Origin of the sequence: Luteibacter aegosomaticola (genome assembly GCF_023078475.1) — a bacterium.
Classification (GTDB): domain Bacteria; phylum Pseudomonadota; class Gammaproteobacteria; order Xanthomonadales; family Rhodanobacteraceae; genus Luteibacter; species Luteibacter aegosomaticola.
On record NZ_CP095741.1, the window covers coordinates 203,375 to 218,400 of the forward strand.

At 65.4% G+C, this 15,026-nt stretch carries 13 protein-coding genes; 9 read left to right on the plus strand and 4 right to left on the minus strand.

Annotated elements, in window-relative coordinates:
- The first annotated feature begins 16 nt into the window (after nt 1–16).
- Together L2Y96_RS00900 and L2Y96_RS00905 are read left to right on the plus strand one after the other, a co-directional pair.
- Complete coding sequence (locus L2Y96_RS00900) at nt 17–562, plus strand: DUF2058 domain-containing protein (protein ID WP_247331155.1); 546 nt, start codon at nt 17–19, stop codon at nt 560–562.
- Nucleotides 563–566: 4 nt separating this feature from the next.
- The gene (locus L2Y96_RS00905) at nt 567–1,553 is read left to right on the plus strand and encodes an NAD-dependent epimerase/dehydratase family protein (RefSeq protein WP_247331157.1); all 987 of its coding nucleotides are present in this window, start codon (nt 567–569) and stop codon (nt 1,551–1,553) included.
- 66 nt (nt 1,554–1,619) lie between these two features.
- Here L2Y96_RS00905 and L2Y96_RS00910 read toward each other — a convergent pair whose 3' ends face one another.
- Nucleotides 1,620–2,972: an MFS transporter gene (locus L2Y96_RS00910; RefSeq protein ID WP_247331159.1), complete on the minus strand. Its 1,353-nt coding sequence runs from the start codon at nt 2,970–2,972 to the stop codon at nt 1,620–1,622.
- A gap of 150 nt (nt 2,973–3,122) precedes the next feature.
- Here L2Y96_RS00910 and cyoA point away from each other — a divergent pair, with 150 nt between their 5' ends.
- The 6 genes from cyoA to L2Y96_RS00940 all read left to right on the plus strand — a co-directional run bounded on the left by cyoA (nt 3,123) and on the right by L2Y96_RS00940 (nt 8,992).
- Entirely contained in the window at nt 3,123–4,187 is a 1,065-nt protein-coding gene (gene cyoA, locus L2Y96_RS00915; protein ID WP_247331161.1) for a ubiquinol oxidase subunit II, read from the plus strand.
- Between the two features lie 65 nt (nt 4,188–4,252).
- Nucleotides 4,253–6,226: a cytochrome o ubiquinol oxidase subunit I gene (gene cyoB, locus L2Y96_RS00920; protein ID WP_247337219.1), complete on the plus strand. Its 1,974-nt coding sequence runs from the start codon at nt 4,253–4,255 to the stop codon at nt 6,224–6,226.
- A gap of 1 nt (nt 6,227) precedes the next feature.
- The gene (gene cyoC, locus L2Y96_RS00925) at nt 6,228–6,854 is read left to right on the plus strand and encodes a cytochrome o ubiquinol oxidase subunit III (protein WP_247337222.1); all 627 of its coding nucleotides are present in this window, start codon (nt 6,228–6,230) and stop codon (nt 6,852–6,854) included.
- Nucleotides 6,851–7,255 carry a cytochrome o ubiquinol oxidase subunit IV gene (cyoD, locus tag L2Y96_RS00930; RefSeq protein WP_247331163.1) on the plus strand — a complete coding sequence of 135 codons (405 nt, stop codon included), beginning with the start codon at nt 6,851–6,853 and terminating at the stop codon, nt 7,253–7,255. Before cyoC ends, cyoD begins: the two co-directional genes overlap by 4 nt.
- On the plus strand, nt 7,252–8,025 hold the full coding sequence (locus L2Y96_RS00935) for an SURF1 family protein (protein ID WP_247331164.1): 774 nt from the start codon (nt 7,252–7,254) through the stop codon (nt 8,023–8,025). Before cyoD ends, L2Y96_RS00935 begins: the two co-directional genes overlap by 4 nt.
- A gap of 43 nt (nt 8,026–8,068) precedes the next feature.
- Nucleotides 8,069–8,992, plus strand: a complete 924-nt coding sequence (locus L2Y96_RS00940) for a DUF535 family protein (RefSeq protein ID WP_247331165.1) — start codon at nt 8,069–8,071, stop codon at nt 8,990–8,992.
- Here L2Y96_RS00940 and L2Y96_RS00945 read toward each other — a convergent pair.
- From L2Y96_RS00945 to L2Y96_RS00955, 3 genes are read right to left on the minus strand one after another with little or no spacing between them, the layout of a single operon-like run.
- Entirely contained in the window at nt 8,980–11,457 is a 2,478-nt protein-coding gene (locus tag L2Y96_RS00945) for a TonB-dependent siderophore receptor (protein WP_247331166.1), read from the minus strand. The two genes, L2Y96_RS00940 and L2Y96_RS00945, sit on opposite strands and share 13 nt — an antisense overlap.
- 28 nt (nt 11,458–11,485) lie before the next feature.
- Complete coding sequence (locus L2Y96_RS00950) at nt 11,486–12,505, minus strand: FecR family protein (protein ID WP_247331167.1); 1,020 nt, start codon at nt 12,503–12,505, stop codon at nt 11,486–11,488.
- Nucleotides 12,502–13,065, minus strand: coding sequence for an RNA polymerase sigma factor (locus L2Y96_RS00955; protein ID WP_247331169.1), 564 nt, complete (start codon nt 13,063–13,065; stop codon nt 12,502–12,504). The genes L2Y96_RS00950 and L2Y96_RS00955 overlap by 4 nt, the downstream gene beginning before the upstream one ends.
- Nucleotides 13,066–13,322: 257 nt before the next feature.
- On the opposite strand from L2Y96_RS00955, the gene L2Y96_RS00960 reads away from it, so the two are divergent.
- Nucleotides 13,323–15,017, plus strand: coding sequence for an ArnT family glycosyltransferase (locus tag L2Y96_RS00960; RefSeq protein WP_247331171.1), 1,695 nt, complete (start codon nt 13,323–13,325; stop codon nt 15,015–15,017).
- Nucleotides 15,018–15,026: the final 9 nt, after the last annotated feature.

The window sequence follows — 15,026 nt, forward strand, 5'->3', positions numbered from 1 at the left end:
TCGCCGGACCCCGACCATGCGCAACCCCCTCCAGGAACAACTCCTCAAAGCCGGCCTCGTCAAAAAGGACAAGGCCGCCAAGATCGTCCGCGACCAGGCCAAACAGCGCCAGGGCAAGGCACCGGTGGCTCCGGCCGAGGATAAGGTGGATGCCCGCCAGCTCCAGGCGGAGCGGGCGGAGCGCGATCGCGCCCTGGCGGCCGAGCGCAACGCCGAGGCGAAGGCGAAGGAGATCCGCGCCCAGGTCCGCCAGATCGTGGACCTGGTGAAGGTGAAGCGGGATGGCGATACGCCGTACCGCTTCAATGATGGCGAGCGCATCACCAGCGTGCTGGTCACCGATGCCCAGCGCGCCCAGCTCGCAGCGGGTACGCTGGCTATCGTCCGCCACGGTGAAGGGTTCGAGCTGATCCCCCGCATCGCGGCCGACAAGATCCACGCCCGCGCGCCCGACCTGATTGCCCTTGACCATGGCCGCAAGGAAGGCGACCCGCCGCCGAGCGAGGATGACGACGCGGAGTTCTACAAGCAGTTCGCCGTGCCCGACGACCTGATGTGGTGAAGGCATGACCCTTCTTGTCACGGGCAGCGCAGGCCACCTCGGCGAGGCGCTGGTTCGCCAGCTACGGGCGCAAGGGCGGGATGTCCGGGGCGTCGACATCAAGCCCTCCGCTTTCACCGACCACGTCGGGTCCATCGCGGACGAAGCGTTCGTCCGCGAGGCGATGGCGGGCGTGACCGGCGTGATCCACAGCGCCACCCTGCACAAGCCGCATGTGGCCACCCACAGCAAGCGGCAGTTCGTCGACACGAATGTGGCCGGTACCGTGGCCCTGCTAGAGGCAGCGGTAGCTCACGGCGTGAAGGCCTTCGTCTTCACCAGCACCACCAGCGCGTTCGGCGCGGCGTTGTCACCGGCGCCCAGCGAGCCGGCGGCATGGATCGATGAAGACGTGGCCCCGATCCCGAAGAACATCTACGGCGCCACCAAGATCGCTGCGGAAGGCATGTGCGAGCTCGTGGCGCGCAAGGATCGCCTGCCGGTGATCGTGCTTCGAACGTCGCGCTTCTTCCCTGAAGATGACGACAACGCCGGTGTCCGTGCCGAATACAGCACGCAAAACATGCAGGCGAACGAACTCCTCTATCGCCGGGCCGATATAGAAGACATCGTCAGTGCCCACCTGCTGGCCCTCGAGAAGGCGCCGGGGCTCGGCTTCGGCCGCTATATCGTTTCCGCGCCCCCACCGTTCACGCGCGATGACGTCGCGGCACTCCGGGTGGACGCCCCGGCCGTGGTGCGCCGTCTCTTCCCGGATGCGGAGCCTCTATATAAGGACAAGGGCTGGAAGCTCCTTCCCTCGTTGGACCGCGTCTATGACAGCAACAGGGCGGTCCGCGACCTCGGCTGGCAGCCCCGCCGTGATTTCGCCTTCGTGCTGGAGTGCTTGCGCCGGGGTGAAGAGTTCCGCAGCCCCATGGCCCTGGCCATCGGCGCCAAGGGCTACCACGACGAAGTGTTCGAGCACGGCCCGTACCCGGTTAGTCCGTAAGGGAGCCGGTCCCGCAGGCATAAAAAAGGCCCCCGCCAGAAGCGGGGGCCTTTTTCGATCAGTGAGTTACACCGTAGCCTTGGGCCGCGGCGCCTCCAGCGACTTATTGATGCGCAAGGCCAGCAGGGTGCAGACCACGCCCGAGAGCAGGTAGGCGCTGACCGCCACCAGGCCGAACCGCTGCGACAGGCCCAGGGCCACCAGCGGGGCAAAGGCCGCGCCGATCAGCCAGGCGAAGTCGGTGGTCAGGGCCGCGCCGGTGTAGCGGAAGCGCTTCTCGAAGTTGGCGGTGACCGTGCCGGCGGCCTGGCCGTACGAGAGGCCGAGCAGGGCAAAGCCGATGACCAGGAAGGCATCCTGTGCCAGGCGGCCGCCGTTGAGCAGGAACGGCGTGGCCACGGCGAACACGCCGATGAGCACCGCCATGGTGCCCAGCGTGTTGCGGCGGCCCACCTTATCGGCGATGACGCCCGAGGCCACCGTGGCAAGGATCGCCACGAGCGCACCAATCAGTTGCACGATCAGGACGTTATTGATGTCCTGCGAGCGCGTGATCGCGATCCAGCTGAGCGGGAACACTGTCACCAGGTGGAACAGGGCATAGCTGGCCAGGGCGGCAAAGGCACCGATAAAGAGGTTGTAACCCTGGGCATGTACAAGGTCGATCGTGCCGATCGGCTCGAGCACGGATTCCTCAAGGGCCTGGGTGTACTCCTCGGTGACCACCAGGCGCAGGCGGGCGAACAGGGCCACCACGTTGATCGCGAAGGCCACGAAGAACGGATAGCGCCAGCCCCAGTCCATGAAATCGGCGTGGGAGAGCTGCGAATTAAGGAAGAGGAAGATCGAGCCGGCGATCAGGAAGCCGATCGGGGCGCCCAACTGGCCGAGCATGGCGAACCACCCGCGGCGGTTCTTCGGCGCATTAAGGGCCAGCAGCGAGGGCAGGCCGTCCCAGGACCCGCCCAGCGCAATGCCCTGCAAGAACCGGAGCAGCCCCAGGATGAAGATAACCGTGTAGCCGTTGTTGTGGTTCGCCGGGAGGAAGGCGATGCACACCGTGGAGGTGCCCAGCAGGAACAGCGAGGCGGTCAGCTTGGTGCTCCGGCCGAAATTACGCTGGATCGCCATGAAGAGCGTGGTGCCAAAGGGCCGGGCCACGAAGGCGAACGAGAAGATCGTAAAGGCCAGCAGGATGCCGTCGACCTGGTTCAGGAAGGGAAAGAAGACGGTCGGGAAGACCAGCACCGAGGCGATGCCGTAGGTAAAAAAGTCAAAGTATTCAGAGGCTCGGCCGATAACCACGCCCACGGCGATCTCGTTGGGGGCGACTGGCGCATGGCTGGCCTGGTGCTGCCGGCGGACGTCGCCTTCGGCGACCTCGGCAGCGGTGTGAGGGACGTGTGAAATGCTCGACATCGAACAACTCCCTTCCTGTGCGTGGCTACAGCATACCCCCGGCTGGGGCGCTTGGCTTGCATCCCATGGGACAAAGTGTCCTATGGTCCTGACGTGAAAATCGGCGTACTTTTTCGTGTCCCCACGGTAGCTCCCACCATGCGAATGTCCATGAAGATGTTGCGCGGATTGCTGATCCCCGCCCTGGCCCTGCTTTTGTCAGGCTGTGACGCCGTTCTTTTCTCCCCTTCCGGTGATATTGCCCGGCAGCAGCGGGATCTGATCTTCATCTCCGTGGTGCTGATGTTGATCATCATCATCCCGGTCATCTTCCTCATCCTGTTGTTCGCGTGGAAGTACCGCGCGGGTAGCAAGGCCGCCGAGAAAGACTACGACCCGGACTGGAACCATTCCACGGTCCTCGAGCTGATCGTCTGGTCGGCCCCGCTGATGATCATCATCGCGCTGGGTGCCATCACCTGGACCAGCACCCACAAGCTGGACCCGTACCGTCCGCTTGACCAGATCGACGCCACCCGCAAGGTCGCCGCCGGCACCAAGCCGCTGGTGGTCGATGTCGTGGCGCTGGACTGGAAGTGGTTGTTCATCTATCCGGAGCAGGGCATCGCTACCGTGAACGAGATGGCGGCCCCGGTCGATCGCCCGATCGAATTCCGCATCACGGCTTCGAACGTGATGAATGCCTTCTTCGTCCCCAGCATGGCCGGCATGATCTACGCCATGCCCGGCATGGAGACCAAGCTCAACGCCGTGATGAACAAGACCGGCGATTTCGAGGGCATCTCGGCCAACTACAGCGGTGCGGGCTTCTCGGATATGCGCTTCCGCTTCCACAGCCTGCCGCAGGGTGATTTCGACGCGTGGGTTGCCAAGGCCAAGGCCAGCGGCGACACCCTCCAGCGCGACGACTACCTGAAGCTCGAGCAGCCCAGCGAGCGCGAGCCGGTCCATTACTTCGGCACCGTGGCCGAGGACCTCTACGAGCGCATCCTCAACCGTTGTGTCGAGGCCAACCGCATGTGCACCGGCGACATGATGGCGCTGGACAAGGCCGGCGGGCAGGGCATCGTGGGCACGTACAACGTGACCTCGCTGGATGCCAGCACCCGCAACCGCCTTGGCCTGGCCGATGATGGCCGCCGCTACGTGGGCGCCCTGTGCGCCGCTCGCGGCGCCACTGGTGAAGCCATGACGCCCGCCGGACGCCCGCTCTAAGCGGTCGCCCCCATCGATTTAAGCTTGCCGAGTCCGGTATGAATACGCCCGATCTAGCCAAACTGATCTTCGGACGCCTCACCATTGAGGCTATCCCGTACCACGAGCCCATCCTCCTCGCGACCTTCGCGGGCGTGGCGGTGGGCGGTATCGCCCTGCTGGCGATCCTCACCAAGTACAAGCTGTGGGGCTACCTCTGGAAAGAGTGGTTCACCAGCATCGATCACAAGAAGATCGGCATCATGTACATGGTGCTGGGTATCGTGATGCTGCTCCGCGGCTTCGCGGATGCCCTCATGATGCGTGCCCAGCAGGCCATTGCCTTCAACGGCAATCCCGGCTTCCTGCCACCCCACCACTACGACCAGATCTTCACTGCCCACGGCGTGATCATGATCTTCTTCGTGGCGATGCCGCTGGTGACGGGCCTGATGAACTACGTGGTGCCGCTGCAGATCGGCGCGCGCGACGTGGCCTTTCCGTTCCTCAACAACTTCAGCTTCTGGATGACGGTCGCTGGTGGCTTGCTGGTGATGGCTTCGCTGTTCGTCGGCGAATTCGCCCGTACCGGCTGGCTGGCCTACCCGCCGCTGTCCGGCCTGGCGCAGAGCCCTGATGTCGGTGTCGATTACTACATATGGTCGCTACAGGTGGCCGGCGTAGGAACGACCTTGTCCGGTATCAACCTGATCGCGACCATCGTGAAGATGCGCGCGCCGGGCATGACCATGATGAAGATGCCTGTCTTCACCTGGACCTCGCTCTGCACCAACGTCCTGATCGTCGCTGCCTTCCCGGTCCTCACGGCCGTGCTGGTGCTGCTGGCGCTGGATCGTTACGCCGGTACCAACTTCTTCACGAACGACTTTGGCGGCAACGCCATGATGTACGTGAACCTGATCTGGATCTGGGGCCACCCCGAGGTCTACATCCTGGTGCTGCCGGTGTTCGGCGTGTTCTCCGAAGTGGTTTCCACCTTCAGCCAGAAGCGCCTGTTCGGTTACGCCTCGATGGTGTACGCCACCGTCGTGATCACCGTGCTGTCGTACCTGGTGTGGCTGCACCACTTCTTCACCATGGGTTCGGGTGCGAGCGTCAACTCGTTCTTCGGCATCACCACGATGATCATCTCGATCCCGACCGGTGCGAAGATCTTCAACTGGCTGTTCACGATGTACCGTGGCCGCATCCAGTTCGACGTGCCGATGCTCTGGACCGTGGGCTTCATGGTCACCTTCGTGATCGGTGGCATGACCGGCGTGATGCTGGCGGTGCCGCCGGCCGACTTCCTGCTGCACAACAGCCTGTTCCTGATCGCGCACTTCCATAACGTGATCATCGGCGGCGTCGTGTTCGGCCTGTTCGCCGGTATCAACTACTGGTTCCCGAAGGCCTTTGGCTTCCGCCTCGATCCGTTCTGGGGCAAGTGCTCCTTCTGGTTCTGGCTGGTGGGCTTCTACGTCGCCTTCATGCCGCTGTACGTGCTGGGCTTCATGGGCGTCACCCGCCGCATGAACCACTTCGAAGATCCGTCGCTGCAGATCTGGTTCCAGATCGCCGCCGTCGGCGCGGGCCTCATCGCCCTGGGCATCGGTTCGTTCCTGATGCAGATCTACGTCAGCATCAAGAACAAGGACAAGCTGCGCGACGTCACGGGTGATCCGTGGCACGGCCGTACCCTCGAGTGGGCCACCTCGTCGCCGCCGCCGGAATACAACTTCGCGTTCACCCCGGTGATCCACGAAGCGGACGCCTGGTGGGATATGAAGGAGCGCAACGCCACCCGTCGCACGGAAGGCTACCTGCCGATCCACATGCCGAAGAACACCGCGGCAGGCGTCATCATCGCTGGCTTCGCCTTCGTGTTCGGCTTCGCGATGATCTGGCACATGTTCCTGATCGCTGGCCTGGCGTTCCTTGGCATCCTGGTGAGCGCCATCACGCATACCTTCAACTACAAGCGCGACTACTACATCCCCGCTGACGTGGTGGAGCGTACCGAGACCGCCCGTACGGAAGAGCTTGCCGCCCATGTCTGATATGCATGCCACCCCGTCCGCGGCTGTCGCGGAAAACCAGACCCAGTTCTGGATGACCAAGGACCACCATCCGGAGAACGGAACCCTGCTCGGGTTCTGGATCTACCTGATGAGTGACTGCCTGATCTTCGCCTGCCTGTTCGCCGTGTACGGCGTGCTGGGCCGCAGCTACGCCGGCGGCCCCTCGGGTGCGGATCTGTTTGAACTGCCGCTGGTGGCGCTCAACACCACCATGCTGCTGCTGTCTTCGATCACCTACGGCTTTGCCGTGCTGGAGATGCAGAAGAACCGCCGCGGCACGATGATGGCCTGGCTCATCATCACCGGCTTGTTCGGCCTCGCGTTCCTCGGCATCGAAATGTACGAGTTCGCGCACCTGATCCATGAAGGTGCCGGCCCGCAGCGCAGCGCGTTCCTGTCGTCGTTCTTCACCCTGGTGGGCACCCACGGCCTGCACGTTACCTTCGGTATCGTGTGGCTGATCACCCTGCTGGTGCAGGTCGGCCGGTTCGGCCTCACCGCCGCCAACAAGCGTCGCATCATGTGCCTCTCCATGTTCTGGCACTTCCTGGACGTGGTCTGGATCGGTGTGTTCACCTTTGTCTACCTGATGGGAGTGCTGCCGTGAGCGCGCACGCTGAATCGCACGATCACCACGATCACGACCACCACGACGACGAAGTCGTCAGCCACAGCACCCTCGGTGGTTATCTCCTCGGCTTCTTCCTCGCCGTGGTGCTTACCGCCATCCCGTTCTGGCTGGTGATGGGCAAGGTCATCCCGGACACCCGTACGATCTCCGTGGTGCTCCTGGCCTTCGCCGCCATCCAGATCGTGGTGCACATGATCTACTTCCTGCACATGGATACGAAGTCGCAGGGTGGCTGGAACATGCTGGCGCTGATCTTTACGCTGGTCCTTGTGGTTATCACCCTGTCGGGTTCGATCTGGGTCATGTTCCACATGAATGCCAACATGATGCCGGGCATGTCGCATGACATGAGCCAGCAGGTGAAGAACCTGCCTTGAGCGCATCCGCACCAAGCACTAACGAAACGCCGCGCCCTCCGCGCGGCGTCTTCGTTCTGGGCCTGCTCGCCTTGTTCGGCGTGCTGGTCTTCGCTGCCTTCGTGGCGCTGGGCACCTGGCAGGTGCACCGCCGTGCGTGGAAGCACGAGCTGATCGCGCGCGTCGACGCCCGCGTCCACGCACCGCCGGTGGATGCCCCGGGCCGTGGCCAGTGGCCGCAGGTAACGGCCGAGAGCGATGAATACCGCCGCGTGAAGCTTGCCGGCACGTTCCTCACCGACAAGAGTGTCCGCGTGCGTGCCAGCACCGAGCTGGGTCTCGGCTCGTGGCTCATGACGCCGCTGCGCCGGGATAACGGCGAGGTGGTACTGGTGAACCGCGGCTTCGTGACCCCTTCCTGGTGCGATGGCAAGGCCAACTGCGCGACCGGGCCGGCAGGCCACACGACGGTGACCGGTTTGCTGCGCATCACTGAGCCCAAGGGCGCGTTCCTGCAGAAGAACGACCCGGCCGGTGGCCGCTGGTTCTCGCGCGACGTTGCGGCGATCAACCAGGCGGGCGGCGAGACGGATGCCGCGCCGTACTTCGTGGACGCGGATGCCGCCTCGGCCCCAGGCCGTACCGACGGCAGCGACGCCCCGGTGGGGGGGCTGACGGTGATCGCTTTCCCCGATAACCATATGCAGTACGCCCTGACCTGGTATGCCCTGGCCCTCCTCACCCTGGTGGGTGCCTTGGTGGTCTGGCGGGATGAGCGCAAGCGCCGCTAAGCCGGCGCATTTCAATTTCCGGGGGCTGGCACGTCTTTAGGGGATGCAGCCTCGTATCACCCCCAGCCGTACGCTCCACGACCTGCCGCTTGGCTGGTCGCCCCCGGCCCCCGACATGGGTGGCCTGCGCCTGGTGATCGAGCATTTCCGTCGCCGCAGCGCCTTGCGCCGCCGCTCGCCCCTGACCGAAAGCCGTGCACGCTACCTGTGGCGCACGCTCCGGGAGCTGCCCCGCCAGGCGGCGTGGCTAAGGCTGGTCGGGCGTTCGCGTGAGATCCGCGCCGCCGCCGAATTGAATCCGGCGCTCTACGAGCGCGCGCAGCCGCACTACATTTCCCGCCGTTTCGACCTGGCCGACCGGGCCCGGATTATCGAATCGCACTACCGCTTTGTTTCGCGCGAGTTTCCCGAGCGGCTCCGCCTACGCCTGCTGAAGGGCCATGACGTGCGCCTGGCCACGCTCCCCCTCGGCGATGGCCAGGTCGCGTACGTGCATGCCCGTGCCCCTGAGCATGCGCAGTGCGGGGAGCTCGGTCTTTTCCTGCTCAATGCGGAGAAGGAGGTCATCTCCTCCTGTGCGCTTACCTTTGCCGGTATCGAAGGCATCCTGGTCGGCGCCATGCACGGATCGTGGGCCTACCTGGGCCGCGCCGCGATCTCGGGTTTCACGCGTGCCAGCGGTGGCCTGCATCCCCGCGAGCTTCTGCTCGCCCTGGTGCGTGCGCTGGCGACGTATTACGGCATTGAACGCATCCGCGGCGTGGCTGCGGCGCATCATCCCCAGGATCGACGCGCCGGCATCACGATCGCGGCATACGATCGTTTCTGGCGCCGCCATGGCGGCGTGGCAGGAACGGATGGTTGCTACGAGGTGCCCGTACAAGGCTTGCCGACCGGTCGCCTGGCGCGCGATGCATTCCGCCGCGAGGCATGCGAAGTCGTGCTGAAGCCGTTTCAGAAATCGTAGGAGCCGGTGAGCAGCACCGTACGGCCCTGGCGGATCGGTACGAAGGTGTCGTCGAAGTTCACCGCGTAGAGCGTGCGGGCGAAGACGTTCTTCACCCCCAGCGTGACCCGCCAGTGCTCGCCGTAGCGCGTCAGGTTGGTTTCCACGCTGGCCTGGCCCGGAATGCCGAAGTACTGGCCGTCGGCGCTCGTCTTGCCGAGGCTGCGGCTACGGGCCAGCACACCGGCGGCGATGCCCCAGGGCTGCACCGGCCCCTGGCCGAACCGGTAGCTCGCCCATACAGCCGCCTGGTGCCGCGGCGTGCCGGTGGGGCGCGTGTCGTCCTGGTTATGGATGCGCGCTTCCGTCAGGCTGGCGAGCACATCGACGCCGGGTGCGATGTTCCCGCTGAACTCCAGCTCCAGGCCACGATTGGTCTGCCCTGGCCCGGGTGTCGCAAAGTACGGGGGCTCGGGCGAGACCAGGTCGATGCTGTGATCGACGTGGATGCGATAGATCGCGGCGGTCAGGCGCGCACGCTGGTCGAACAGATCGAACTTGCCACCCAGCTCCACCTGGCGCGAGGTCACCGCGGGCAGGGGCTGGCCATCCCTGCCGAGCAGCGGGTCCGGCTGGAATCCGACGGCGGTGTCGGCGTAGATCGATACCGTGGGTGCGAGCTTGTACACGACGCCAAGCTTCGGTACCCAGCGCGATTTCCGTTGCCGGCGCGGCAAGCCATCTTCCCAGTGCGTATCCAGCTGGTACGTCGTGCGACGTATCGCGGCGAGCACGTTCCAGCGCTCACCGATCGTAATCTGGTCCTGCAGATAAAGGCCGGCATTGGTCTGCCACGATCCGCCCAGGTTTTGCACCGTCGTTACGGGCGCGACGAGCGTGTTGAACTTGCCCGACATGCGCGCGCCGGTCGCGAGGTTGAACGCGATCGGCGTGGTGACGATCTGCGCATCGCGGTCGCGATCGGTGTCGCTGGATTCGAGCGTCTCCACGGTGCTGCCACCGCCGCTGTCGCCGGCATGCGTGCGTGCGACGTCGAAGCCGAGCAACACGGTGTGTGCCGTGGACCCCGCATCGAACGTGGTGCGCAAATCGTTCTGCCACGTCCAGTAGCTGCCCTTGTAGCGAAAGGTGCGCGCTACCGGCGTGAGGAACCCGCCGAAGCCACCGGCCACGTACGACCAGTTGCGGCCGTCGCTGCGCTGGCGCACGTACTGGCCCTGGCTGTGGAAGGTCCAGTCGTTGCCGAAGTCGTGGTCGATCTCGAACACGGCTCGGGTCGTACGGTACGTGGAGTATTCGTCGGGCGTATCTGGCAGGTCGTGGTACGGCGATGCCGTGGACAGCGATGCGCCGAGCAGCACGGTGTGCTCCGGACCGGGCACGCGGTTATCGACATATTCCAGGCCGCCCATGACGCGGGTATTCGTGCCCTGCCACGCTAACGACGGGGCAAGGTAGGCGCCACGGCCGTGGCCATTGCCTTGTGGCGTACGCTCCGCCGCCTGTCCGGCCGCAACGAGGCGGTAGGTCCACGCACCATCGCTCGAGGCCTTGCCGGCCAGGTCCAGGCCGAGGCGCGCGCCATCGTATTCGCCTGCCGACCAGGTCAGCGTGCGCACGGTGTCGGCCTGCGGGCGCTTCATCACGACGTTGATCGATCCGCCGAAATTGTTGTTCTGCGACGCGTCGCCAAGAATGGCCTCGGGACCACGCAATACTTCAACGCGTTCGATACCGATCAGCGGCGGAAGATCGTCGGTGCGCGCGATGCCGTTGGGCATGCCGTCCGTCATGCCGTTGCCCGCATCGAAACCGCGGATCAGGAACAACGGCGATCCACCGTAGCCATCGACGTATTGCACGCCGGCGACATAGCGTGCGACATCACCGATGCTTACCGCCTGCTGCGACGCGATGACCTCGCGCGTCACCACGCTGATCGATTGCGGCACGTCGCTGAGATTGGTTTCCGTGCGCGTCGCGGTGCGCGAGGTATCGGCCTTGAAGCCGTCGTCCGCCAGGATACCGCGCACATCGACGGTGGCCAGCGGGGTCACCGCGTGCGGGTCAAACGCGGTCGCGGCATCCGCCGGTGCGGGCACCGCATTGTTGGGTTGTTGCTTTTGACGGACGACCACGGTGTGCGCGTCATACGATTCGCGCTCGAGGTCGGTGCCTTCCAGCAGTTCGTCCAGCGCGGCGTCGGGTGTGAGCAGGCCGCTCGCACCGCCGGAGCGCCAGTTGGCGATGGCGCCCGAGGCGGTGAGTACCTGCACGCGGGATTGCTTGCCCCACGCGAGCAGGGCAGTGGCCATGGGTTGTGGCGCGATGGCGAACGGGAGCACGGAGCTCCCTTCGCCCGCCGGCGAGCCTTCACCCGCCATCGCAGGGTGCAGCGCGAGCGCCAACGCAAGCGCGAGCGCGCCGGTGGTTACGCGCCGGCGCCCGCGAACGGTGTGCTGCAAGACCTGCGGCCCCAGGACTACGAATGGGTCAGCGCGGCGTCGGGCCCCGCGCCATGGATGTCTGTCGCGTCAGTTGAAGGTGATCGGCATACGTATCGACCCGGACAGGGAATACGCGCGGCAGGGCCGCCACCCAACTGTCGATGGTATCGACCTGGACCGTACCGGTAAACGTCAGCCGTGAAAGTACGGGATCGTCCATCCGGATGGGTCGCTTGCTGTAGCGGTTCACATTGTCCAACACCGAAGCCAGCGGCTCGTTCACGAACTCCAGCCGGTTCTCGCGCCACGCCGTGGCTACGGCGGGATCGATATCGAGGATTCGCATGGCCTGGGTCTCAGGGTCGAACGAGACTTCGCGCCCCGCACCCAGCTCCACGGTGCCGCCGTCGCTATCGTCGGCGGAGGGGGAGACCCGCACGCGGCCCTCGGTGACGGCAACCGTCACGCGATCGCCCGTGCGGCGTACGTTGAACGCGGTGCCCAGGTCGCGAATCCGCAGCGGACCCGCGGTCACCACGAACGGGCGCTCGGCATGGGCCACACGGAAGAAGGCTTCGCCGGCATCGAGGTCGATGGCGCGGATATCGTGCCCATAGTGGGCCGTGATCGAGGTTGCGCCGCCGAGCTCGATGCTGGAGCCATCGGGGAGGTCGATATCGCGGTGGCCGGCACGTTCACTGGCGTAGGCACGCGGGGCGTCCGGCCCATGCCGGTAAGCCAGCAAAAGGCCGCCGCCCAGGACCACCACGGCGGCCAGCCCGGCCGCCAGCGCCAGGAAGCGGCGCGACGGGGCGCGGCGGGGAGCGCTGGCGGGTGGCGCAAAGCGCGCGATCAGGTCAGCACGCTGGTCGCCGCGCAGGGCGGCCGCGTCTTCCGCCAGGGCGCAGGCACGCTCGAAGGCGGCGGCATGGCGCGGGTCGGCTTCCAGCCAGGCGGTCCACTGGCCCAGGGCCTGTTCCGGCAGGGTGGGATCGCGCAGGCGGGCCCACCATTCGGCGGCCGCGTGTTCGATCGAGTGGGCGGGGGCGAAGGTCACAGCGCTCATGGAAGGGTCTCCGCTCGGTCACGGCGGTCACGGCAATGCGCCAGGGCATGGCCGACGTGGTAGCGCACCATGCGCTCGCTCAGGTTCATTTCTTTGGCGACGGCGGCGAAATCGCGGCCATCGATGACATGCATGACAAACGCCCGGCTGGTCTTCGGCGGCAGCTCGTCCAGGGCCTCGCGGATACCGCGCCACTGTTGCAGGGCAGCGGCGTGCTGCTCGGGGATGGGCGTGACGTGCCAGTCATCGTGATCAGGGTCTACCGGGGCCGCGGCGCGCACGTTGCGCATGCGCAGGCGGTCGACGGCCATGTTGGCGGCCGCGCGGAACAGGAAGGCCCGGGGCGAGTCGATCTTCGTGGCATCGTCCAGCGAAAGCAGTTTGAGGTACACCTCCTGGGCGACCTCCTGGGCATCGGCGAGCGAATTCAGCCGGGCGCGCAGGAACGCGACCAGGGCTGCATTGTGTTCACGGAAGAGGGCGACGACCTGGTCGGCCCGCCGTCCGCGTGGCGCGCCAGTCGCCTCGGTGGGATCCATCGTTCGGGGTACCGCGTTCATGGGGGTGTTCCGGATATAGGGTCGCACGGTGCGGAACCGACGTGCGTACGGGCAGGGACGCACGCCGGTATCCGCACCGGCGAAACCCCTAGACGTCCCAGCCTCGAAAAATTGAAATGGGTCCGCAGGAAGGGCCAGTCCATCGAATAGGTTTTCGAACGTAAATCCCTCGTATCCGCAGGATTTCATAAGGTTTTTGTAAGAGCGTAGACATCCGCCTGAGCTACGATCACCACTCCCCTATGTCCGGCCGCTGCATGCCCTCCACCGACGACCGAACTGCGTGGCGTTCCTTCGCCTGGTTCATGCTCATTGCCTTCGTGGTGCTCGCTGCCGGCATCGGTCTGCGCGACCCCTGGCCACCGGATGAGCCGCGCTTCGCCCTTGTGGCGAAGCAGATGCTCGAATCCGGCCAGTGGCTGTTCCCTCATCGCGGCATGGAGCTCTACTCCGACAAGCCGCCGATGCTGATGTGGACCGAGGCCGCATGGATGTGGCTCACCGGCGGCTGGCGCGGCGCCTTCCTGCTCACGTCGCTCTTCTCGGGCCTGGGTACGCTGGCGCTCACGTGGTACCTGGGCCGGCGTCTGTGGGATGCGCGCACGGGCTTGTTTGCCGCGTCGATCGTGCTGATGAGCATGCCCTTCGTGGACGTCATCCGGCATGCGCAGATCGATCCACTGAACCTGTTCTGGATCACCCTCGGCAACACGGGGATCCTGCTGCATTGCCTGCGCGGGCCGAACTGGCGCATGTACTGGCTGGGCTGCTTCGCCGCCGGTCTGGGCGTGATCACGAAGGGCGTGGGGGTTATCGCACTGCTGATGCTGGTGCCCTATGTGGTGTGCCGTGCACGTGCCTGGCCTGATGTCCTGCGCACGCAAGGCGACGGCTGGCGCTGGGCCGCTGGCGCGGTCGCATTCCTGTTCGCGATCTCGCTCTGGCTGGTGCCGATGCTCGCCACGGCGTATAGCCATCAGGGCACGACGTACCTGGCGTACGTCAACGACATCCTGTTCCGGCAGACGGCCGAGCGCTACGCCAATTCATGGCAGCACGAGGAAGCCCCCTGGTTCTTCCTCGTGGTGATCGTGAGCGGATGGTTGCCCACGTGGCTGCTGATTCCTGTGCTGGTGCCGCGCTGGCGCGACGCTTTGCGCATGCGCGAACCTCGCGTGTGGATTCCGCTGGCGTGGTGTGTGTTGGTGCTGGTGTTCTTCTCGATTCCGCGTGGCAAGCGCGAGATCTACATCCTGCCGATGCTGCCGATGCTGGCGCTCGCGATGGCCCCGTACGTGGTGGACCTCGTGAAGACGCGATGGCTGCCGAGGTTGGCCTTCTGGATCACGGTGGCTTGCGGTGTCGTCTTCACCGCGGCCGGTGTATGGGCGCTGACGGGTGCGCCGAAGGCCGCGCAGCGTATCGCCAAGGGCTACCAGCTCGCGGGTCATGGCGAGGCGCTTTGGGTATGGGTGATCGCCGTGGGTGCGGGATTTCTCCTGGCGGCTCTGGTCTGCCGGCCGCGGCGTGGCGTGGCCGCGTTGCTCGCCGGTATGGCCTTGGGCTGGGTTATCTGGCCCTTGGGCACGTATCCCCTGCTCAACGCGAACGAATCCACGCGCGCTGTCATGGCGGCTGCGGATGAGGCGATTGGGCCGGATGGGCAGATGGCGCTGGTCGCCTGGCGCGAAGAGAACCTTCTTCAGGCGAAGCGTCCCGTGGTCGAGTTTGGTTTCGCGCGCGAGGCCGCGTTGCAACTGGCAGACGCGCGCGCATGGCAGGCGGCGGATCCCGCCCATCGCTTCATCTTCGCCAACGATGATGCGCTGGATAACTGCGTGATCACCGATAAGGTGCGCCCGATGGGCACCGCCAACCGCGTGCATTTCGTGCTGCTGCCTGCGGACGCCACCGATCCCGCCTGCACCCCCGCGATCACCAAGGCCTTGTAGGAGCACGCT